This is a genomic window from Ralstonia sp. OTU4908 (genome assembly GCF_038440115.1).
GTDB classification, from domain to species: Bacteria; Pseudomonadota; Gammaproteobacteria; order Burkholderiales; family Burkholderiaceae; genus Ralstonia; species Ralstonia pickettii.
In genome coordinates, this window is the sequence record NZ_JASATD010000021.1 from 19,278 (window position 1) to 41,240 (window position 21,963).

Annotated in this window: 20 protein-coding genes; 4 read left to right on the forward strand and 16 right to left on the reverse strand. The window is 65.5% G+C overall.

Features of this window, described 5'->3' with window-relative positions:
- Nucleotides 1–53: 53 nt before the first annotated feature.
- Nucleotides 54–839, reverse strand: a complete 786-nt coding sequence (locus AAHM38_RS17295) for an MHYT domain-containing protein (RefSeq protein ID WP_116575984.1) — start codon at nt 837–839, stop codon at nt 54–56.
- Nucleotides 840–1,094: 255 nt separating this feature from the next.
- Here AAHM38_RS17295 and AAHM38_RS17300 point away from each other — a divergent pair, with 255 nt between their 5' ends.
- Nucleotides 1,095–1,676: a hypothetical protein gene (locus AAHM38_RS17300; protein WP_116575985.1), complete on the forward strand. Its 582-nt coding sequence runs from the start codon at nt 1,095–1,097 to the stop codon at nt 1,674–1,676.
- A 21-nt stretch (nt 1,677–1,697) separates the two neighbouring features.
- Here the strand turns inward: AAHM38_RS17300 and AAHM38_RS17305 are convergent, their stop codons facing one another.
- From AAHM38_RS17305 to kdgD, 8 genes are all read right to left on the reverse strand, one after another.
- A complete protein-coding gene (locus tag AAHM38_RS17305; RefSeq protein WP_116575986.1) occupies nt 1,698–2,999 on the reverse strand; it encodes an MFS transporter in 1,302 nt (433 codons plus the stop codon).
- A gap of 52 nt (nt 3,000–3,051) precedes the next feature.
- Nucleotides 3,052–3,954: an SMP-30/gluconolactonase/LRE family protein gene (locus AAHM38_RS17310; RefSeq protein ID WP_116575987.1), complete on the reverse strand. Its 903-nt coding sequence runs from the start codon at nt 3,952–3,954 to the stop codon at nt 3,052–3,054.
- Nucleotides 3,955–3,958: 4 nt separating this feature from the next.
- Entirely contained in the window at nt 3,959–4,804 is an 846-nt protein-coding gene (locus AAHM38_RS17315; RefSeq protein WP_116575988.1) for an NAD-dependent epimerase/dehydratase family protein, read from the reverse strand.
- Nucleotide 4,805: 1 nt separating this feature from the next.
- Nucleotides 4,806–6,407 carry a galactarate dehydratase gene (gene garD / locus AAHM38_RS17320; RefSeq protein WP_116575989.1) on the reverse strand — a complete coding sequence of 534 codons (1,602 nt, stop codon included), beginning with the start codon at nt 6,405–6,407 and terminating at the stop codon, nt 4,806–4,808.
- A gap of 35 nt (nt 6,408–6,442) precedes the next feature.
- Entirely contained in the window at nt 6,443–7,852 is a 1,410-nt protein-coding gene (locus AAHM38_RS17325) for an enolase C-terminal domain-like protein (RefSeq protein WP_116575990.1), read from the reverse strand.
- An 18-nt stretch (nt 7,853–7,870) separates the two neighbouring features.
- Complete coding sequence (locus tag AAHM38_RS17330) at nt 7,871–9,223, reverse strand: MFS transporter (protein WP_065854746.1); 1,353 nt, start codon at nt 9,221–9,223, stop codon at nt 7,871–7,873.
- Nucleotides 9,224–9,323: 100 nt separating this feature from the next.
- Nucleotides 9,324–10,895 carry an aldehyde dehydrogenase (NADP(+)) gene (locus tag AAHM38_RS17335; RefSeq protein WP_065854748.1) on the reverse strand — a complete coding sequence of 524 codons (1,572 nt, stop codon included), beginning with the start codon at nt 10,893–10,895 and terminating at the stop codon, nt 9,324–9,326.
- A gap of 27 nt (nt 10,896–10,922) precedes the next feature.
- Nucleotides 10,923–11,861 (reverse strand): 5-dehydro-4-deoxyglucarate dehydratase, encoded by a 939-nt coding sequence (gene kdgD, locus AAHM38_RS17340; RefSeq protein ID WP_116575991.1) that lies wholly within the window; start codon nt 11,859–11,861, stop codon nt 10,923–10,925.
- A 338-nt stretch (nt 11,862–12,199) separates the two neighbouring features.
- Here kdgD and AAHM38_RS17345 point away from each other — a divergent pair, with 338 nt between their 5' ends.
- Together AAHM38_RS17345 and AAHM38_RS17350 are read left to right on the forward strand one after the other, a co-directional pair.
- On the forward strand, nt 12,200–13,096 hold the full coding sequence (locus AAHM38_RS17345) for a LysR substrate-binding domain-containing protein (protein WP_116575992.1): 897 nt from the start codon (nt 12,200–12,202) through the stop codon (nt 13,094–13,096).
- Between the two features lie 59 nt (nt 13,097–13,155).
- Nucleotides 13,156–13,521: a hypothetical protein gene (locus tag AAHM38_RS17350; RefSeq protein WP_116575993.1), complete on the forward strand. Its 366-nt coding sequence runs from the start codon at nt 13,156–13,158 to the stop codon at nt 13,519–13,521.
- Here the strand turns inward: AAHM38_RS17350 and AAHM38_RS17355 are convergent.
- From AAHM38_RS17355 to AAHM38_RS17385, 7 genes are read right to left on the reverse strand one after another with little or no spacing between them, the layout of a single operon-like run.
- On the reverse strand, nt 13,518–14,459 hold the full coding sequence (locus tag AAHM38_RS17355) for an ABC transporter substrate-binding protein (RefSeq protein ID WP_116575994.1): 942 nt from the start codon (nt 14,457–14,459) through the stop codon (nt 13,518–13,520). The genes AAHM38_RS17350 and AAHM38_RS17355 overlap by 4 nt on opposite strands.
- A gap of 25 nt (nt 14,460–14,484) precedes the next feature.
- On the reverse strand, nt 14,485–15,651 hold the full coding sequence (locus AAHM38_RS17360; protein ID WP_116575995.1) for a c-type cytochrome: 1,167 nt from the start codon (nt 15,649–15,651) through the stop codon (nt 14,485–14,487).
- Between the two features lie 14 nt (nt 15,652–15,665).
- A complete protein-coding gene (locus AAHM38_RS17365; RefSeq protein WP_116575996.1) occupies nt 15,666–16,463 on the reverse strand; it encodes an ABC transporter ATP-binding protein in 798 nt (265 codons plus the stop codon).
- Nucleotides 16,457–17,494 (reverse strand): ABC transporter permease, encoded by a 1,038-nt coding sequence (locus AAHM38_RS17370; protein WP_116575997.1) that lies wholly within the window; start codon nt 17,492–17,494, stop codon nt 16,457–16,459. Before AAHM38_RS17370 ends, AAHM38_RS17365 begins: the two co-directional genes overlap by 7 nt.
- Nucleotides 17,495–17,553: 59 nt before the next feature.
- Nucleotides 17,554–18,561, reverse strand: coding sequence for an ABC transporter substrate-binding protein (locus AAHM38_RS17375; protein ID WP_065854764.1), 1,008 nt, complete (start codon nt 18,559–18,561; stop codon nt 17,554–17,556).
- Nucleotides 18,562–18,610: 49 nt separating this feature from the next.
- Nucleotides 18,611–19,450: a class II aldolase/adducin family protein gene (locus AAHM38_RS17380; protein ID WP_116575998.1), complete on the reverse strand. Its 840-nt coding sequence runs from the start codon at nt 19,448–19,450 to the stop codon at nt 18,611–18,613.
- A gap of 9 nt (nt 19,451–19,459) precedes the next feature.
- On the reverse strand, nt 19,460–20,551 hold the full coding sequence (locus tag AAHM38_RS17385) for an LLM class flavin-dependent oxidoreductase (protein WP_116575999.1): 1,092 nt from the start codon (nt 20,549–20,551) through the stop codon (nt 19,460–19,462).
- Nucleotides 20,552–20,748: 197 nt separating this feature from the next.
- Here AAHM38_RS17385 and AAHM38_RS17390 point away from each other — a divergent pair, with 197 nt between their 5' ends.
- Nucleotides 20,749–21,957, forward strand: a complete 1,209-nt coding sequence (locus AAHM38_RS17390; RefSeq protein ID WP_116576027.1) for an acyl-CoA dehydrogenase family protein — start codon at nt 20,749–20,751, stop codon at nt 21,955–21,957.
- The last annotated feature ends 6 nt before the right edge of the window (nt 21,958–21,963 follow it).

Here is a 21,963-nt window from a genome sequence, read left to right on the forward strand (position 1 = left end):
CATGAGAATCGCCCGGCCGAAAAACACGCGGCCGGGCGTTCTGGCAACACGTTTCAGCGCAACGTGCCCGAGGCAGTGGCGCGTGCGCTGCTGGCGCTGCGCGACGCCTCGATCAGCAGGATGATCATCAGGATGGTGCCCGCCAGCGCAAAGACGGCATAGCCGATGTTGCTGCCTTCAATGGCGAACAGCGACGGCGAATAGCTCTGCCCCGTGCAGATCATCGTGCCGGCCGTCATGCCCGTGTAGTGCATGCCGCAGACGGCCACGCCCATGATGAGCGCCGCGCCGAACTGCTGGCCGCGTGTCTTGACGGTTGTGGCGAGCCACAGCGCAACCATCGACACCACCACCGCGATCAACGCCGAGACGCCGATGATGGAGACGTCCCAGTCGAAGTTGCTGTTGGTGTGCACGGCAGCCATGCCGGTGTAGTGCATCACCGCCACGCCGAGGCCGGTGAGCACGCCACCCTCGGCAATGTTGCGCAGGCGGTTGCCCGTGGTGCGCGACGCAATGACGAGGCCACCGGCGGCAAAGATCATCACCACCAGCAGCGACACCATGGTCATGAAGAGATCGAACTCGATCCGGACGGGTGTCCGGTAGGCCGCCATGCCGATGAAGTGCATCGACCAGACCGCCCCGCCGCCGAGCGCTACGCTGGCGCAGATCAGCCGGTCCATGTCGAGGGTGCCGTTCGTGTTGCGCACGCGTCTTGACCATCGCAAGCCGACATACGCCCCCGCCACCGAGATGAGATACGACAGCCCCACCAGCAGCCAGTCGTATGCGTAAGGCACGATCGCGCCCGGCACCGCAGAAAAGCCGTAGAACATGACACCCTCCCGTTGTAATACCAAAAGACTGCCGGATTGCCGGGCGGTATCGGCTGGCCGCCCTTTGCTCCAGGCGGCCACGTTTTCGTTATCGTCTGTCTGGCAATGGAACGGCCTCGACCGGGCCTTTGGGACGCAAGTATGGCGACGCGTGATTGCCCAGCCAATCACCTGCTTTAGGTAACTTCGGGTCGACTTTGGCCGCAGGCCCCCTGCTTGCTTGCGCTATGGGAAATGCGTTTCTCAGGAGGCCCCATGTCGCTCATCGTCGCAGCCCGTTTCGACACGTTTGAACGCGCCGAAGACGCCGCGCGTGCGCTGTTTGCCCAGCGCTTTCCCGAGGACGATGTGAACGTCTTCTTTGTCAACCCGTCCGGCCAGCACGCAGCGTTTCCGATTGGCGGGGACCGCAATGCCGACCCCGGCGCCGTCCGCGCACATGCGGGCGCCGGCAAGGGGATGGCGATTGGCGCGGCGGTTGGCGCTGTTGTTGGTGTGGTGGTGCTGATTGCGCTGCACGTGGCCGTGCTGTTCTCGGTGGTGGCGGCCGGGGTGGGCGCCTATATCGGCTCGCTGGCGGGTGCCATGCTCGCCACACGCGACGCGCCCCAGCCTGCACAACCGCCCGATGCCACGCTGCGCACACGCCATTCCGGCGTGCTGCTGGCAGTGCGCGTGACACCGGACCGGGAAGCCGAAGCCGCGCGCATCCTGGCCGGTGCCGGCGGCATGGACGTTGAAGAAGCCGCCGGCCGCTGGCGCAACGGCGAGTGGGTCGACTTCGATCCGCTCAGCCCGGCCAAGCTCAATCCGAAGGTTGCCCAGCAGATCGCCTGACCCACGTCTGCAAACGCAGAATCAAGTCGCCGTGCTCGGTGCCGTTCCACCGGGCTGCATCGGCACGGGGCGCGCCTGCTTGTCGTTGAGCATCGTCCACACGAGGATGGCCGCCACGATGTCGAACACCGCCAGCGCCACGAACAGCGGGTTGTAGCCGATGGTCGTGGCGAGCGTGCCCACGGCCAGCGAGAAGAGCATGCCGCCCATATAGCCCGACATGCCCGCCAGCCCGACCGCTGTGCCGACTTCGTGCTTGCCGAACATGTCGGACGTGAGCGTGTACAGCGCGCCAGAAAGCGTCTGATGCGCGAAGCCGCCCACGCAGAACAGCGCAATCGCCGTGTAGGGGCTCGTCGCAAGTCCGATGCAGGCCGGGCCGATCATGCACAGGCAGCCCGTCACCATCACCAGCTTGCGCGATGTGACGAGCGACACCGAGAACCGCTTCTGGAACCACGGCGCGAGATAGCCGCCGAGCACGCAGCCCACGTCCGCCGCCAGGAATGGCAGCCACGCAAACAGCGCGATCTCCTTCAGGTTCATATGGCGCTCGGTGGCCATGTAGAGCGGAATCCAATAGTTGAACGTCTGCCACGCCGGCTCCGAGAGAAAACGCGGGATGGCGATGCCCCAGAAGCGGCGGCCGCTGACGATCTTGCCCCACGACGGCTTGGGCGCATCCGCGTTGTCATCCGACGTTTCCTGGCCGGCACGAATGTATTCGCGCTCTTCGGCCGACAAGCGATGGTGCTTGGCCGGCACGCGGTACAGCAGGAACCACAGCACGCTCCACACCAGTCCCATCCCGCCGATGACGGCAAAGGCAAAGCGCCAGTTGCCGTGCAGGATGCACCAGACAACCAGTGGCGGCGCCACCACCGCGCCCACGGACGAGCCGATGTTGAACCAGCCGGTGGCAATCGACCGCTCCTTGGCCGGGAACCACTCCGCCGTTGCCCGCAGCGCCGATGGAAAGCCTGCCGCCTCCGTCATCCCCAGCATGGCGCGGAATGCCGCCAGCGACAGCCAACCGCCCGCCGTGCTGTGCAGCAGACAGACCACCGACCACGCCGCCGCAAACAGCGCAAAACCCAGTTTGGTGCCCAGCACGTCGAGCACATAGCCCGCCACCGGCTGCATCACCATGTAGGCCGCCTGGAATGCCGCGACGATGTAGCCGTACTGCTGTGTGCTGATGTTCAGCACCTTGTTCACTTCAGGCGCCGCCACCGCCAGCGCATTGCGCGCCAGGTAGTTCATGATCAGGCCACTCAGCACGAGGCCGATGATCCACCAGCGCAAGCCTTTGATGGGTTTCATGTGTTGTCTCCTAAAGCCCCCGGTTGTTTTTGTGGGCGGGGCGTACTCGGTTTCAGAGGTGCAGGACGGGTTCCGGTAATCCAGTCACGCCCGGGCGCACGGCAAAGGTGGCGCCCGAGAGCGGGTCGTCGCCGATCAGGATCGACGTCACGAACAGGGTGTCCAGCCCGGGGCCGCCGAATGCGCACATGGCCGGTTTGGATGTAGGAATAGCGATGCTTCGATCAAGGCGGCCGTCGGGCGTGAAGCGGTGCACGAACCCCGCATCGTTGCCGCAAATCCAGTAGCAACCGTCGGCGTCCACGGCGGCGCCATCCGGGCGACCGGGGTAAGCGTTCATGTCGATGAAGACGCGGCGGTGGTGCGGCGTGCCGGTGTCCACGTCGTAATCGAAAGCCCAGACCGTCTGACGGCTCGCGTGCGAATCCGACAGATACATCGTCTTGCCATCGGGACTGAACGCCAGGCCGTTCGGGACGATCAGGTCGTCGATGACGGCATCGACACGCCCAGTGCGCGCGGCATCTGCATCAAAGCGATACAGCTTGCCGAGCGGCAGACCCAGCGAAGTGTCCAGCACCATCGTGCCGGCCCAAAACCGGCCTTGGCGATCGCAGCGACCGTCGTTGAAACGCATGTCGGGGCGAGCATGCGCCACCGTGGCAAGGCGCTGCAGGGGCCCAAGCGCGATGCCGGCACTGGGCGGTGGCGCGAGAAAGATGCCCGTTTCCATCGCCACCGCCCAACCGTTGGGCGCCATGGCAATACAACCGGCCATCTCGGGCAGTGGCCAACTGTCGGTCTGGCCGGAAAAGAAGTTCCAGCACCACAGCGTGCGGCCCGGAATGTCCGTCCAGTACAGCGCCTGTTCACCGGCATGCCAGATGGGACTTTCGCCCACACCGCATTGCATGCTGCCAATCCGCTCGACAGTCGGCTCTACATTCACGTGCATTGCGTCAGTCTCCGAACGGGCCGGTTTTGACGAACGCGCCGCCCTGATACAGCGCTGCCGGGTCATCGGCAGGCAGCGGCGGTTGCGCTTCGACTTGCGCGCGGAAGATCTCGCTCGTCTGCGTAGGCTGGTAGCCGAGGTGCGCGGCGTGACGGTTGTCCCACCAGCGGTCGCGGTTGTTCGACATGCCGTAGACCACGGTAAAGCCGACGTTCGGCACGAACAGCGCGCGGCGGATGAGCTGTTCGAGGTCGTCGTAACCGAGCCAGGTGACGAGCATACGGCGGTCCTTCGGTTCGGCAAACGAAGAGCCGATACGGATGGCGACCGTCTCGATGCCATAGCGATCGAAATAGAAGCTGGCGAGCTGTTCGCCAAACACCTTGCTCAGCCCGTAGTAGCCATCGGGCTTGGTGGGCACGGCGCTGTCGATCACCTCGCCCTGCTTGTAGAAGCCGATCGTGTGGTTCGAGCTGGCAAACACGATGCGGCGCACGCCATGACGACGCGCCGCCTCGTACAGGTTGTAGGTGCCTGCGATATTGGCCGGCAGGATCTCTTCAAACGGCCGCTCGACCGATACGCCGCCCAGGTGCACGATCGCATCCGTGCCGGCGACAAGCGCATCGACGGCTTTCGCGTCGGCAAGGTCGCACGGCACGATCTCTTCATTGGCACGTGCTTCGCCGAGATTTGATATATCAGACAACCGCAAAGAATCGGCGTATTGGGGCAGACGCTCGCGCAGCACCTTGCCGAGGTTGCCGCCGGCGCCCGTCAGCAGCAGGCGGTGGCAACGCGTGGTCACACCCGCGAGCGGGTCGGTTTGAACGTGGACTTCAGTGGTCATATCAGGTTACCGGGGCGGGGTTGAACAGGGCCAGCGCATTATGCAGACCCAGCTTGTCGGCGCAAACTTGCTTGCGGCCGCTCGCCACGTCAAGAATCAGGTGGAACAGCTCCCAGCCGATGTCGGCAATGCTCGCTTCGCCCGTGGCGATGCGACCGGCGTCAAGGTCGATCAGGTCATGCCAGCGCTCCGACAGCGCCTTACGCGTGGACACCTTGATGACGGGCGCCATGGCCAGGCCGTACGGCGTGCCGCGGCCGGTCGTGAACACCTGCAGGTTCATGCCGGAGGCCAGCTGCAACGTGCCGCACACGAAATCGCTGGCGGGCGTCGCAGCAAAGATCAGGCCCTTGCGACGCACTTTCTCACCCGGGCCAAGCACATCGACGATGGGCGTGCTGCCCGACTTGACGATCGAACCCAGCGCCTTTTCCACCACGTTGGACAGGCCACCCTTCTTGTTGCCCGGCGACGGGTTGGCGCTGCGGTCAGTCTGGCCGCCGCTCAGGTAGTCGTCGTACCAGGCCATCTCGCGCAGCAGCGCGCGGCCGACGTCTTCATCGATGGCGCGCGGCGTGAGCAGATGGATGGCGTCACGCACCTCGGTCACTTCCGAAAACATCACCGTGCCGCCCGCGCGCACGATCAGGTCGGCCGCAAAGCCCACCGCCGGGTTGGCTGTCACGCCCGAAAACGCATCGCTGCCGCCGCATTGCACCCCGACCACGAGATCGGATGCCGGACAGGTTTCGCGCTGGCGCTTGTTCAGGTGTTCCAGGCGGCGCTCGGCCATCTCCATGATGGCGTCGGTCACGCCGATGAAGCCGTCAAAGGCTTCGTCCTGCAGACGCAGCACCGGCGAATCCGCCGTGCCGGCAACTTCGATCGGAATACGGCCACCCGGTGCGAGCTTTTCCGGCACAAGGCGTTCGGGCACAAGCTTTTCGCAGCCCAGGCCGATCACCATGATCTCGCCGCCGAAGTTCGGATTGACCGCCAGGTTCTGCAGCGTGCGAATCGGCACGATGGCGGCGGGCGCGTTGATGGCGACGCCGCAGCCGTACACGTGGTTGAGCGCCACCACATCATCAACGTTCGGGAAACGCGGCAGCAGCTCGCGCTTGATGCGGCCCACGACGTAATCCGTCACGCCCGCCACGCACTGCACGCTGGTCATGATGCCGAGCACGTTCTTCGTGCCGACCGTGCCATCAGCATTGCGATAGCCCTCGAAGGTATAGCCCTCCAGCTTTGCCAGCTTCGGGTCCGGGCGCGTGGCCAGCGGCAGTTCGTCCAGCGCGGGGGCGGACGGCAGCTTCACGGCGTGCTCATTGACCCAGCTACCGCGCGGCAGCGGCTTCACAGCGTAACCGATCACCTCGTTGTAGCGGATGATCGCGTCGCCTTCGGCCAAGTCGACCAGCGCCACCTTGTGGCCTTGGGGCACACCTTCGACGAGCACCGTGCCATCGGCCAGCGCCGTGCCGGCGGGCAGGCCGCGTGCGTTGACGACGATGGCGACGTTGTCACCGTCGTGCACGCGAATCGTCAGCGCCTTTTCAGTTGCGTTGCCGGCCTCAGGGGCCAGCGTCGGTTCAGACATCACAGACTCCGTGATTGATTCAAACGGGTTTTGTTTCAACGCCCCAGGCTCGGACGTTTCGGGTCATACGTCCAGCCCGGCACGAGGTATTGCATGGCCATGGCGTCGTCACGCGCGCCGGGGCCTATAGTCTTGTACAGCGCATGGGCTGCCATGACGCGCTCCATGTCGATTTCGATGCCGAGGCCCGGGCGCTCCGGCACGGCCACGTGGCCGCCATGGATGCGCAGCGGCTCGTGCGTCAGGCGCTCCTCGGCTTCCTGCCAGATCCAGTGCGTATCGATGGCCGTGATGTTGCCGGGCGCCGCGGCGGCCACATGCGTGAACATCGCCAGCGACACATCGAAGTGGTTGTTGGAATGCGAGCCCCACGTCAGGCCCCACTCGACGCACAACTGCGCCACGCGCACGGAGCCTTGCATGGTCCAGAAATGCGGATCGGCCAGCGGAATATCGACCGCGTGCAATTGCACGGCGTGGCCCATCTGGCGCCAGTCGGTGGCGATCATGTTGGTGGCCGTCGGGATGCCGGTGGCACGTTTGAACTCCGCCATCACCTCGCGGCCCGAATAGCCGGCTTCGGGGCCGCACGGGTCTTCGGCATAGGCCAGCAGATGGCCTTGGCCCTTGCACAGCGCAATCGCCTCGTTGAGCGACCACGCGCCGTTCGGGTCCAGCGTGACGCGGGCGTGCGGAAAGCGCGCCTTGATGGCCGCAATCGCTTCCATCTCATCCGCACCGTGCATCACGCCGCCCTTGAGCTTGAAATCGGCAAAACCGTAACGCGCGGTGGCGGCTTCGGCCAGGCGCGCGATGGCGTCGGGCGTCATCGCGGCTTCGTGGCGCAGGCGCAGCCAGTCGTCGGTGCCGTTCGCGCCATCCAGATACGGCAGATCGGTCTTGCGACGGTCGCCCACGTAGAACAGATAGGCGAGCATCGGGGCGCTATCGCGCTGCTGCCCGGCACCGAGCAGCTCTGCCACCGGCACCTCCAGAAACTGGCCAAGCAGATCGAGCAGCGCCGCTTCCACCGCCGTGATGACGTTGTCCATGCGCAGGTTGATCTCGTGCGGCTGGCGCAGCACGGCCGCTTCCGAAGCGGAGGTCACCTGGTGCACTGTCGCCTGATGCGCGGCATTGCCGCCGCCGGCCAGCGCGCGGCGAACGTTGTTCAGCACGCCGTTGGTACGACCGATCAATTGACCGACCACCAGCGGAATCGCACGCTCCAGCGCTTGGCGGATGCCCTCCCCGCCCGGCACCTCGCCCACGCCGGTACGCCCGGCGTTGTCCTTCAGGATCACGAGGTTGCGCGTAAAGAACGGAGCATGCGCGCCGCACAGGTTCAGCAGCATGCTGTCGTGGCCCGCGACCGGAATCACCTGCATCTCCGTCACCCGCGGTGTGTAGGTGCGTGCGCCGGACTCGATCGATTGCAACGTCACTTACGAGGCTCCCGTGGCTTACAGCGGCTTCAGTTCCACACGCTTGATCTCGCCCACCATGAACAGGTAGCAGACGATGGCGACCAGCGCGTGGATCCCCACGTACACCAGCGCACCGTTGAACGAACCCGTGGTGTTGACGATGTAACCGATGGCGATGGGCGTGGTGATGCTCGACAGGTTGCCGAACGTGTTCATCAGCGCGCCCGACAAGCCGGCGATCTGCTTAGGCGCCGTATCGGAGTTCACCGCCCAGCCCAGCGCACCGAGGCCCTTGCCGAAGAACGACAGCGCCATCACCGCCACCACGATGGCCTGCGCGTCGACGTAGTTGCAGATCACCATGGTCATGGAGAGCAGCATGCCCAGCACGATGGGCACCTTGCGCGCCACCGAAAGCGAGGCACCACGCCGAAGCAGCGCGTCTGAGATGATCCCGCCCAGAATGCCGCCCAGGAAGCCGCACACCGCCGGGATCGACGCGACGAAGCCCGCCTTCAGGATCGACATGCCGCGCGCCTGCACCAGATACACCGGGAACCACGTGATGAAAAAGTACGTAAGCGCATTGATGCAGTACTGCGCGATGTACACACCCATCAGCATGCGGTTCTGCAGGAGCTGCTTCACGTAGCCGAGCTTCGGGCCCTCGGTCTTGGCCACACCCGCGCGATCCATGTTCACCAGGCCGCCGCCGGCTTCGATGTATTCGATTTCGGCACGGTTGACGCCAGGGTGGTCCTTCGGTTCGTGCACGAAGGTTCTCCACACGATCGCCATGACGATGCCGATCACGCCCATCACGATAAACACGTGATGCCAGCCGAACGCGTGCACCAGCCAGGCCATCAGCGGGGCAAACACCACCGTGGCGGCGTACTGCGCAGAGTTGAAGATGGCCGCTGCGGTGCCCCGCTCGTTGGCTGGAAACCATGCAGCCACGATGCGGCTGTTCGCTGGGAAGGACGGCGCCTCGGCTGCGCCCACCAGAAAGCGCAGGCAGAACACCATGGCGATGGCGGCAGCGCCGGTAAAAAAGCCGATCGCTCCCTGCGCCAGCGTGAAGACCGACCACAGCAGAATGCTGAACGTGTAAACGCGTTTCGAACCGAAGCGGTCGAGCAGCCAGCCGCCCGGAATCTGCGCGATCACATATGCCCAGCCGAACGCCGAAAAAATGTAGCCAAGCGACACGGCATCGATGCCGAGTTCCTTCTGCATGGCCGAGCCGGCAATGGAGATGGTCGCCCGATCGGCGTAATTGATGGTCGTCACGATAAACAGCATCGCGAGGATCACGAAACGCACGCGGCTCATGCGCTCAGTGCGCGGCACGGCCTGCGCTCCCACTGCGGGGGCCTTGATGTCCATCGTCTCCTCCTTGCGCCGGCACCAGCCGTGCCGGCAGGATCAAGTCGCCGGGTCCTGTGCGGCCCGGCGTGTTGTTTTTTTCTAATCGACTGCTACGGCTTCACGCCCAGCTTCCATCCACCAGACGGCGGAGCTTCAGCGGGTTGCCGTCTTGCAACGCTTCGGGCAGCAGTTCAGCCGGCAGATCCTGGTAGCACACCGGGCGCAGGAAGCGCTCGATGGCCGCCGTGCCGACCGAAGTCGTGCGTGCATCCGTCGTTGCCGGCCACGGCCCGCCGTGCACCATGGCGTGGCACACCTCAACACCGGTTGGCCAGCCATTGGCCAGAATGCGCCCCGCCTTGCGTTCCAGAATCGGCAGCAGCGAACGCGCGATCGCCGTGTCGCCCGCATCCAGATGCAGCGTGGCCGTCAGCTGGCCTTCAAGCGATTCGGCAAGCGCCCGCAACTCGTCCGCATCGCGGCAGCGCACGACGAGGCCGGTGGCGCCGAAGATCTCGTCGTGCAACGCCGGTTGCGCCTGGAAGCTCTTCGCATCGGTGATGTAGAAGCCGGCTTGCCCGCGGTTGGGTTGGTCGCTGTCTTGCCCGCGCGCGACGCAGCGCACGTTGGCCTCGGAGGCCAGCTTGTCGACGCCACGTGTGTAGGCGCTGTGGATGCCTGCGGTGAGCATCGGCTGCGCGGCCACGCCGCCCATGGCCGCAGCGGCGGCCGCCTCAAAGGCATCCAGTTCCGGCCCGTCGATGGCGAGCAGCAGGCCCGGGTTCGTACAGAACTGGCCCGCACCCATCGTCAGCGACGCCACGTACTGCTGACCCAGCGCAGCAGCACGCTTGGCCAGTGCATCGGGCAGCAGGAAGACGGGGTTGATGGCGCTCAACTCGCCATATACCGGAATCGGCTGCGGACGGGCCTGCGCAATGCGCAGCAGCGCCTGACCGCCTGCACGCGAGCCTGTAAAGCCCACTGCCTGAATATGCGGATCGGCCACCAGTGCGCCCGCCACATCGTTGTCCGCCAGGATGAGCGAGAACACGCCCTCCGGCAGGCCGCATTGCGCCACCGCCGCTTGAATGGCACGACCCACGAGTTCAGACGTACCAGGATGCGCCGGATGCGCCTTGACGACCACCGGACAACCCGCAGCCAACGCTGACGCGGTATCGCCACCCGCTACCGAGAATGCCAGCGGGAAGTTGCTCGCGCCGAACACGGCCACCGGGCCCAGCGCAATGCGGCGCATGCGCAGGTCCGAGCGCGGCAACGGCTTGCGTTCGGGCAGAGCCGAATCCAGGCGTGCGCCCACGGCATCACCGGCACGCACCACGCTTGCAAACAAGCGCAGCTGATTGCACGTGCGGCCGCGCTCGCCTTCCAGACGCGGACGGGGCAATGCCGATTCGGCCATCGCGCGCTCGATCAAGGCATCGCCCAGCGCTTCGATCTGGCTGGCGATGGCTTCCAGAAAGGCTGCACGGGTTTCCGGCGCGGTTTCGCGGTAAACGTCAAAAGCCGCGGCGGCCAGTTCAGCGGCACGCGCGGCCTCGGCCTTGGAGGCCAGGGTGAATTCAGGTTCGAGCCATTCCCCGGTGGCGGGGTTCATGGCGCGAACCTTGCCGGCACCACCCGCCACGCGGGCAGCACCCAACAACAGTTCGCCGCTCAATTGCATAAGGATTCCTTGTGTTTTCGGTTGCGCTCAGGCCGCCAGCTTTTCCACTTCGGCAACGCGCGACACCAACGCCGACAGTTCTGCAATCTCGGCGTCGGTCAGGTCGGTCAACGGAGCACGGACCGGACCTGCGTCACGGCCGATGACCTTCATACCGGCCTTGACGATCGACACCGCATAACCCCGCTTGCGATTGCGCAGCTGGATGTACGGCAGCACGAACTCGTTGAGCATCTTGTAGACCTTGGCATTGTCGAACGCGCGCACGGCGGCGTAGAACTCTAGCGCGAACTTGGGCACGAAGTTGAAGATGGCCGACGAATACGTCGTCACGCCCATCGTCAGGTACGGCAGCGCAAAGGTTTCGGCCGTCGGCAGGCCGCCGACATAGGTGAAGCGGTCGCCGAGGCGGGCGTAAATGCGCGTCATCAGTTCCAGATCGCCCACGCCATCCTTGAAGCCGACGAGGTTCGGGCAGCGGTCTGCCAGGCGCTCAAGGTGGTTCTCGTCAAGGACCTGGTTGGCGCGGTTGTAGACGATCACGCCGAGCTTGGTCGATTTGCAGACCTGCTCCACGTGCGCGGCCACGCCGTCGGCAGAGGCTTCGGTCAGATACGGCGGCAGCAGCAGGATGCCGTCGGCGCCGGCAGCTTCTGCGGCTTTGCAGTATTCGATCGATTCGGCCGTGCCGCGGCCGGCCGGGGCGATCACCGGAATCTTGCCGGCGGTTTCAGCCACGGCAGCACGCACCACGTGGTCCGTCTCGGCTGCGGTGAGCGAGAAGAATTCGCCCGTGCCACCCGCCGCAAAAAGGCCGGCGGCCTCGTGGCTGAACAGCCAGTTCAGGTTGGCGCGATACGCGGCCTCGTCGAACGACAGATCCGACGCCTTGAAGTGCGTGATCGGAAAGGACAGCAGACCGGAGCCAATCTGTTGGGCAAATTCTTTAGGGCTGTATCGGGACATGTCTCGCTCGTGATGAATGCGTGTTGTTGGTGAGCGAATTCTTGCATTGGGATTGATTCAAGTCCAAGCCAACTGCTGACTCGATTGATACAGAACTTGTATTGATACAGGGTCTTCCCTGAGTCGACGATGCGGATGCTGCGGCTGCACGTGGCGGCTGGCTGCGCCGGCTCATCGCCGCGTCACACGGCGCCCTCGGCCCCCACGTAAAAAGCGCATTCCCAAAGTGAAAGTCCGCTATTTCCCGCGCCGATGCGCTAAGACCGAGCCGATTCTTGCATCGGCGATCTTTCCGATTCAAGATAGGCACTGACTCTATCCATACAGTTTTTGAATCGATGTTTGAACTCAGCCAACTCCGCTGCTTTGTTGCCGTGGCCGAAGAACTGCACTTTGGGCGCGCGGCAGAACGCCTGCACATGACCCAGCCGCCGCTGTCACGCCAGGTGCGGCTGCTCGAACATCAGGTCGGTACGGCACTGCTGGAACGCAACAGCCGCTCGGTCAAGCTGACGGCGGCTGGGCGCAGTTTTCTACCCGATGCGTCTCGCATCCTGCGCTTGGCGGACGAAGCTGCGGCCACGGCCCGGCGCGTGGCGACGGGGGCTGCCGGGCAATTGGCGATCGGCTTTACCGCGTCGGTCGGCTATGGGAAGTTGCCTTCGCTGGTGAGCGCCGTGCGGGCGGCTTCACCGGGCGTGCGGCTGACGCTCAAGGAGATGGTGAGCGGCGCGCAGCTCTCGGCGCTGGATGCGCGCGAGATCGACGTGGGCCTGCTGCGCCCGCCGGTGGAGCACGGCGAGCTGATTGCCGTGCCGTGCTCGCAGGAAGCGCTGGTGATCGCCCTTCCGGAAGCCGTGGCCGACAGTTGGCCGCAACGCCCCAGCCTGCGCGACTGCGAGGGCCAGCCGCTGTTGATGTATTCCCCATACGAGGCGCGCTATTTCCACCAGATGGTCAGCAGCCTGCTGGAGCGCGCGGAGGTGCTGCCCGACATCGTTGAATACGTCAGTCAGATCCACTCGATGCTGGCGCTGGTGCGTGCCGGCATCGGCGTAGCGCTCATTCCCGCAGCGGCGGCCATGCTGCACTTCGAGGGCGTGGTCTATCGCCCGGTACGCACCACGCCGGCCAAGCCGGTCGAACTCTGGATGGCCTATCGCAAGGACAACGACAACCCCGTCTTCAACCTGCTCAAGAAGGTGCTGCACAACGCGCTTGCCGAGGGGCGCTGAATTCACCCGGCACCGCATTTGCTGAGGCCATGGGGCGATCCCTCGACAAGGAGGCCTCCATGCCGCAAACACGCCAAAACTATCGACGCTCCGCCATGTGGCCCGCCGCTGTGGCCATCGGCTTGAGCGCGGTGACACTACCGCACCAGGCTCACGGCAAACTGCCACCGCCCACGCCGGCTGAGCAAGCCGCCGCTGCCCAGCAGGCCGAGACCGAGCGCGCCCAGAAAGCACAGGAGCAGGCCCAGCTGACCGCAGTGCAGGACCGTCTGGCGGCGCGCTTTGGCAAGGGCGGCAACAACGCGCCAGACGCCGTCACGCCGGTCGCCAACCTGCCCAAGAACGTCGCAGAAGCGCCGGGTACGGCGGGCCCGCATGGCGGCTCGCGACCCAGTGCGGAATCCCATTCGGGCAACGCCCGCTAGGCAACCAGCGGAAACCCCGTGTCAAACGTGGTGGCCACTTCCAGCCGCTGTTTGAGCAGGCCCACCTTCACGTAGAAATCGGCCGTGCGCTGCTGCTCGGCAATGAGCTGCGGATCGATGGCGCGCCACACGGTCTGCCGCCGCGCAAACTGCAGCCGCGCGGCCTCCGGCGCAATGCCGATGATGCGGGCCAGCGTGGCTGAAAAGCTATCGACATGCTGATACGACCACACCTGCGCGCGCACCACGCGCTGCAGGAAATCGCGCAGCGCGTCGCGCTTGGCGGTCAGGGCCGCGTCGGTCGCTGCCAGGTAGCTGAGGCCCGACCACAACCCGCGCCCGCTGACGAGCACGCGCGCATGCTTGGCCGTTTCGGCCATCGCCGTGTAGGGCTCCCACGTTGACCACGCATCGATCGACCCGTTGACCAGCGCAAGCTTGGCATCCGCCGGCGGCAGGAAGCGGAAGTTGGCATCGTCCGGACCCAGCCCGGCCGACTCCAACGCCTTGAGCGCCACGAAATGCCCGATCGACCCGCGGTTTGTGCCGATGGATTTGCCCTTCAAGTCTGCCGCGGTCTTCAGCGGAGAATCGGGCCGCACCAGCACTGCCGTGCCGTACGGGTCCGATCGGTTGGCGCCGATCAGCTTGATGCGCGTACCCGCCGCCAAGGCAAAGATGGCCGGCGCATCGCCAATCGGGCCCAGGTCGACCGCACCTGCGTTCAGCGCTTCGGCCAGCGGTGCGGCCGCCGGAAATTCGGTCCATTGGATGTCGTACTGCACGCCCTTGAGCGCGTCGGCCGCTTCCAGCAGCGCGCGCAGGCCACCCTTCTGGTCGCCCGCCTTGAGCACGAGGCGGGGTTGCGCGATGGACAAGGCAGGCGCGGCAGCGAGCGCCAGCGTGGATTGCAGAAAACGTCGTCGATGTTGCGGCATGGTGATGGAGCGATGCGGTCGAGGGTCAGTGGATGAAGCCGCCTTTCACATAGCGCACCGGTTCGGCGTCCATGCGGGCTATCAAGGAATCGAGGCCGCTTGTGCTGCGGGCGGTTCCGCGCGCAGCCGAAGTGCACAGGAAATCGGCGTCGGACCACGTCGTGCCCGGAGCGCCGCGTGCGCGCAACCAGCCGTTGCGATCGGCCAGCAACTGCGTGCCGGAGAACGCTTGCGGCGCAGCACCGGCAATGGCGGCGAAGACGCTCCAGGCGTCGGCGCCTGTCGCCACGCAACGCGCCTGGAACGCGCGCGTTGGCGGTGGCAACGTGCCATCCGGCGTGATCAGCAACGTCTGGAAACGCGGATCTTCCAGCGGGATGTCGTGTCTCGATGCCGAATCCACCGCCACCACCCTCACGCGTTGGCCGTTGCGCCACGTCGCCAAGGATTGAGTCGGCGCATCCCCGCAACGCACGGACAGCGCCGGCAGCGCCACAGGTAGAGGCCAGCCTCCGGCACGCACGCCACCACTCGCGGCCAGCACCTTCATCGCGTCGAGCACCGCCCAGATATCGGCGTCGCTCAATCGATCGGCAAATGCAGGCATGGTGGACGCGCCTTGTGTATCGACCATGCCGTGGGCGACGTGCCAGAACAGTTCGCCATCGGCATGACGGCCAAGCAATGGGCCGACCACCGTGGGCGGCCAGCGCCTGAGCGTGGCCGCCAAGGGGCCTTCGCCTCGGCCATCTGCGCCGTGGCAGCTTGCACAGGCCGCGTTGTAGATGCGCGTGCCCTGCGTGATGGATGCCACCGAAAACGCCGTCGGGCTGACATGGAAACTCGTCGGCACGGCGGGCGCCACCACAACCGCCGACGGCCACGGCGTCACCACAAGCAGGCCCGCCGCGACGCCGGTTAACACCGGCCGCCACCGCCGCACGAGCACGGCGATCACGACGGCCACCAACGCGAGCATCGAGGCAATCAGCGTCAGGCCAAGTTGCCGCGCTTGCCCAAGATCGATCAGCAGGGTTTCACCGGCGATGCGTACATCCCATGGCCACGCGGGCTGCCCGTGCGCCTCGCCTGTCAGCCCAAGCGTGTGCAGCAGCACCAGCACGCCGTGCTGCGCCCATTGCAGAAAGCCAAGCAACGCGTTGAGCCAGACCGTCGCTTCCGGTCCGCTCATGATGGTGCCGCCATCTACCAGGTCTCACCCAAGCCGAGATGACCGAGCGCCTCGTGCCGCAACGCGCTCAAGCGCGGGTCGCCGCGATGGCGCGGGTAAGGCAGGTCCACCGTCAGTTCCGCCGTGATGCGCGCCGGGCGCGGGCTGAAAATGACCACACGCTGCGCCAGAAACAGCGCCTCCTCCACATCGTGCGTCACCAGCACGGTCGAGAAGCGGGCGCGTTGCCACAGCGTCACCAGCTCGCTCTGCATGGCCAGCCGCGTGAGTGAATCCAGCTTGCCCAGCGGCTCGTCCAGCACCAGCAACTGCGGATCGTTGACCAGCGCACGCGCCAGCGCCACACGTTGCGCCATGCCGCCCGACAGCTCATGCGGAAACGCCCGATGAAAGCCGCCCAGGCCCACGCGTTCCAGCGCGTCGTCCACGCGGTCACGCTCTGCATTGAGCACGCCGCGGGCTTGCAGGCCCAGCGCGACGTTGTCCCACACGCGGCGCCACGGATAGAGCGTCGGGTCCTGGAAGACCACCACACGTGATGGGTCGGGCTCGCTGATGGGCTTGTCGTCCTGCAGGATGCGGCCATGCGTGGGCGGTTCCAGCCCCGCGATCAGGCGCAGCAGGGTGGACTTGCCGCAACCGCTCGGCCCAAGCAGCGCCACGAACTCGCCCGGCTGTATGGTCAGACTCACACCGTCGAGCACCTGCAGCGGATTGGCGCGGCTGCCAAACCAGTGGCTGACGCCCTGCACGTCGATGCGTGCGCCGACAGCGGCCGCAGGCGGCGCCTCGCGTTCGAGCACGGCTACCATTTCAGTGTCCCCTTCTGCCAGACCAGCGCGCGGTCACGCACCTTGAAGAGCAGCGTGATGATGCTGGAGAACAGCAGCGCCATGACAATCAGCGCGGCATACATGTTGACGTACGATGCCCAGCCTTGCGCCCAGGTCAGGTACCAGCCGAGGCCCGACTTCACGCCCATCATCTCCGCCGTCACCAGCACCGTGAACGACGCGCCCAGCCCCATGAACAGCCCCACAAACACCTGCGGCAGCGCTGCCGGAATCGCCACACGCAGCACCAGGAACGCGTTGGATGCGCCCAGCGTGCGGGCAACGTCGTAGTAGCTTTTGCTCACGCCCGCCACGCCGGACCACGTGAGCACCGCCACCGGAAAACCGGCAGCCAGGGCGATCAGGAAAGCCGCCGCCGAATAGCTCGACGGGAAGAAGTAGAACGTGATCGGCAACAGCGCCGTCGCCGGCAACGGCCCGAGAATGCGCAGCACCGGATGCACCCAGTAACCCACTGCGCGCGACCAGCCGATCGACACGCCCACCAGAAAGCCCGTCAACGCGCCGAGCAGATAGCCGATGCCGAGCAGCTTGAGCGTATTCAGCACGCTGTCGCCCAGACGCGGCCAGTCTTCCGAATACACCTCGATCAATGCCTGCGGCGGCGCAAAGAACGGTGTGGGCAATGCACCGGACTTGGCGGTCAGCACCTCCCACAATGCCAGCACCACAGGCACAGCGATCAACCACGGCCCGGCCGGCTGCAGCGCTTCCTGCACGGGCCGCAACGGGGACACATGGCCCGCCGCCAACGCCACCACGAACAGCGCAATGCCAACGATCAACGCGGTAACGCCCAACTCCACCGTGAATGCCCAGTCGCTGAAACCGACCACGTGATTGGGCCAGCGCCACGTCAGCAGGCCGAAGGCGGCCCAAGCCAATGCGGCCACGGCGCCGGTGCGCCATGCGCCTCCGCGCCCGACGGCATCGGCAAAAGGGTTGGACAGCGCGGCGGGCGCCTCCAGTGTTTGCGGGATGGTGCTCATGTCGATGTGTTCCTCATGTGCTCATCTGCTCATCTGCTCATCTGCTCAGGTGCCGTGTGTCAGGCCAGCACATTCACGTACACGTGCTGTGCCAGGCGCTGCGGATCGGTGGTCTTCTTGATGACGCCGATGCGGCGGAAGTCTTCCGCGTAGAAAGCGATCTCGTCGCGCAGGTCGACGCCGGTCGGGTGATGCGTGTACGTGAGCGTGGCGTAGAGCTTGCGCAAGTCGTCCAGCGCCACCTTGGGCGAATACTTGGCAAACACCTTGGCGGCCTCATTCGGGTTCTCGTTGACGAAGTCCGTGGCCTGCACAATCGAACGCGCCAGTGCTGATGCTGCCGGACGGTCATTGCGCACCAGTTCGCCCCGTGCGCCGATGACGCAGCAGACCTTGCGTGCGTATTCACCGGAGAGGTTCGTGGCCAGTTCCACATACGCGCCGTTCGTACGTTTCTCCAGCAGGTAGAGGTTCGGATCGCCGTCGGCAATCGCCTGGATCTCGCCTTTGTCCACCGCCACGCCCAGCAGGTCGGCCGGGTACTGTCGCCAGGTGATGTCCTTGTCCGGGTCAATCCCGTTCTTGGCCAGCAGGATGGTGAAGAAGTGCTTGCCCGGCGCGGCAAGATCGCTCACGCCCACGGTCTTTCCCTTGAGCGCCGCCAGGTTCGTGACGCCTGCCGCCTTGGAACCCACAAGCCGCACACAACCGCCATGCGAGCTGCCGATGATCTTCACGTCAAAGCCCGCCTCCAGCGGCTTGAGCCAGCGGTGGATCATGCCGACTGCAGCGTCCGCCTTGCCTGTGGCGATGGATTCGAGCAGTTGATCGGTCGAGCCGCTGTAGTTGATCAGATCGACGTGCAGCCCGTTCTTTTCGAAGAAGCCGCGCTCCTGCGCCACCACGATGGGCGTCAGGCAGAACGAGTTTTGGTTCCACGCAAACGTCAGCTTGCGCTGTTGCGAGTAGGCCTTGCGGCCCAGGATCAATGCCGGTGCGGCCAGCGCCGTGGCGGCCGCTGCGTGCAATATCTTGCGGCGCGAGATGCCCGCGGTCTCTTCGCTCATTGAAAGCTCCCCGTGATGATGTGTTCGATCTGTTCTGTCAGGCGACGGCTTAATCGAGCACGTCCGGCTCGGCCGAAACCAGGCCGGTGTAAAGGCTCTCGAATGCGTGCAGCGCACCCTCCTGTCCGCCCACCTGGCTGTGCGTGTGGCGCGCCGTGGCGGCATCGATCGGCTGAGGGGTGCCCGCGCCCTCGGCCAGCAATTGCGTGTGGGCAGCGTTGTCCAGCGCGATGTACCACCACGCCGCCGCTTCCACGGTCGGGCCGGCCGTGAGAATGCCGTGATTCTTCAGGATCGCGCCCTTGTGCGTGCCGCCGTCAGGCTTGGTGAGCGCATGCGCAATGCGCTCGCCCTCGCTGGAATCGACCACCATGCCGGTGAAGTCATCAAACAGCGCGTGATCTTCGTAGAACGAGCATGCGTCCTGAGTGAGCGGATCCAGCGGCCGGCCCAGCGTCGACCACGCCTTGCCGTAGGTCGAATGGGTGTGCGCCGCAGCCACGATGTGCGGATGCGCTTCGTGAATCGCCGCATGAATCGCAAACGCCGCCTTGTTGAGCGGCCGGTTGCCGATGACAGTCTCGCCCCGCGCGTTCACAAGCAGCAGGTCCGACACCTTGATGCGTGAGAAATGCACCCCCAGCGGGTTGACCCAGAAGTGGTCCGTCAACTCCGGATCGCGTGCGGTGATATGCCCCGCCAGCCCAAGGTCGAAGCCGTGCCGCGCAAACAGGCGGAACGCGCCCGCAAGGCGCTCCTGCCGATGGCGCCGCTCGGCCTCGAGCGTGGGGCGCGTGGCGGGCGGGTCAAACCAGAATTTCTGCTGCGGCGTGCTGTTCAGCTTGAGCGTGGACGATGCCGGGCGCTCGATGGAGAAGACTGCGCTCATGCCCGTGCCTCACGCGGCCTTGCGCTGCGCATCACGCTGCGCGACCAGCTCGCGCACACGCGGGATGAGCGTGCGCCCGTAATCCACCACGTCTTCCAGCGGATCAAAACCGCGGATCAGGAAGGTGGTGACGCCCAGGTCGTAGTAGTCGAGCAGCGCGTCGGCCACTTGCTCCGGCGTGCCGACCAGCGCGGTGGAATTGGAACGACCACCGGTTTCCTTGGCGATGGCCGTCCACAAACGTTTGTCGACGCGCTCGCCTTGTTCGGCCGCCGCGAGCAGGCGGCGTGCGCCCTCGCTCTGTTGCGGGCCGCCTCGGCTGTAGCCCTGCTGCACACGCAGCGCGCGGGTCCGCTCAAGGATGCTCTCTGCCCGTGCCCAGGCGGCGTCTTCGGTTTCCGCCAGGATCGGGCGGAACGACACCGAGAACCGGATGCTGCGCCCGTGCTTGGCGGCTTCGGCCCGCACACGCGTCGTCAGATCGCGCACCTGGTCGAGCGATTCACCCCACAGCGCGTACACGTCGGCATGCTTGCCGGCCACTTCGACGGCCACATCGGATGCGCCTCCGAAGTAGATCGGCACATGCGGCTTCTGCGCGGGCTTCACCTCGGAGAAGCCTTGCTCGAAGCGATAGAAAGCGCCCTCGTGGTCGAACGGCTTCGATTCTGTCCAGATGCGCCGCAGGATGCCGAGATATTCGTCCGTGCGCGCATAGCGCTGGTCGTGGTCGAGGTAGTCGCCATCGCGACGTTGCTCGCTGTCGGACCCGCCCGAGATAAAGTGCACGCCCAGGCGGCCACCGGTGAACTGGTCCAGCGTGGCGATCTGGCGCGCAGCCAGCGTCGGATTGGTAAACCCGGGCCGGTGCGCGAGCATGAAGTGAATGCGCTCCGTCAACGCCGCTGCATACGAAATCGTGAGCGTGGCCGACGGGCCCGTCGAGTGATGCGGCACCAGGATGCGGTCGAAGCCTGCCTGCTCATGCGCCTGGGCAAAGGCACGCACGTAATCGCGGTCGATCACGGGCCCGTTCGGATCGGGCGGGTGAATTTCCGACTGCTTCTGGCTCTGGATCATGCCGATGAAATCGACGCTCATTCTGGCTCCGTTCCGCATATCGTTAGAAGACTTGCGAGGCGTTGCGCCCCGCCATGAATGCGAATGAAGTTACGTCACCACCTGCATTGCACTAACGAATAATTTCAACGCTGCATATACGGCATAGGTCGTTCGTGACGGCTGGCAACCCGGATACGCTGTGCGCCAATGTCACCTGCTTCGCACATTGCATCGCCATGTCGCCTGCTCCCTTGCATCGTCTGCCAACGCCGCCCGACCGGCTTGCCGAAGTGCTGGCCACCATTGCTCCGCAGCTGGCCGCGTCCGCCGCAGAGCACGATCTGCACGGCAGCTTCCCGCACGAAAACTTTGCGTTGCTGCATGCTTCGGGGTTGATCGCGCAGGTCATTCCGCAAACGCATGGCGGTGGCGGCGCGGGCCTGAAAACGGCACGCCAGATCATTGCGTCCATCGCGCATGCCGATGCAGCCACCGCGCTTGTGCTGACCATGACGTACCTACAGCACCGCGCCATTGCGCGTGCCGATACGCGCTGGCCCGCGCATGTTCGGCAACAGGTGTTTGCGACTGCGCTGAATGAAGGCGCGCTCATCAACGCGCTGCGCGTGGAGCCCGACCTCGGCACGCCCGCACGCGGCGGTTTGCCCGCCACAGTGGCAACGCGCGTGGGCAACAGCTGGCGCATCCGAGGCCGCAAGCTCTACAGCACCGGCAGCCCTGCCCTGCGCTGGCTGTCCGTGTGGGGCCGCACCGATGAGGCCGAGCCGCGCGTGGGGATCTTTCTCGTGCCGCGCCCGTTGCCGGAAACACCAGGTATCCGCATCGAAGAAACCTGGAACCACCTTGGCCTGCGTGCCTCGGGCAGCCACGACGTCATCCTCGAAGATGTGGAGATTCCGCTCGACCACGCCGTCGATATCCGCCCTGCTTCGGAATGGGCAGCGCACAGTGCCGCGCAAGCCGACACGGGCGCGCAACTCGACCAGCAAGCCTGGATGAACGTGCTGCTCGGCAGCCTGTACGACGCTGTGGCGCAGGCCGCGCGCGACTGGCTCATCCAGTTTCTGAACACGCGGGCACCGGCCAACCTGGGCGGGCCGCTGGCCACGCTGCCGCGCATGCAGGAAGTGGTGGGCGAGGTTGCCGCCGCGCTGCAAACCAACCGCGTGCTGCTCGATCATGCAGCCGAAGCCGCCGATGCGGGCGCGCCGCTTTCCATCACCGACAGCGGGCTGCTCAAGTACACGGTCACCACCAACGCGATCCGCGCCGTGGAGTTGGCGCTGCAGGTGTCCGGCAATCACGGGCTGTCGCGCCACAACCCGCTCGAGCGCCACTATCGCGATGTGCTGTGCAGCCGCATTCACACGCCGCAGAACGACTCCATCCTGCTGGCAGCCGGCCGTACTGCGCTCGGGGTTTAGCTGGAC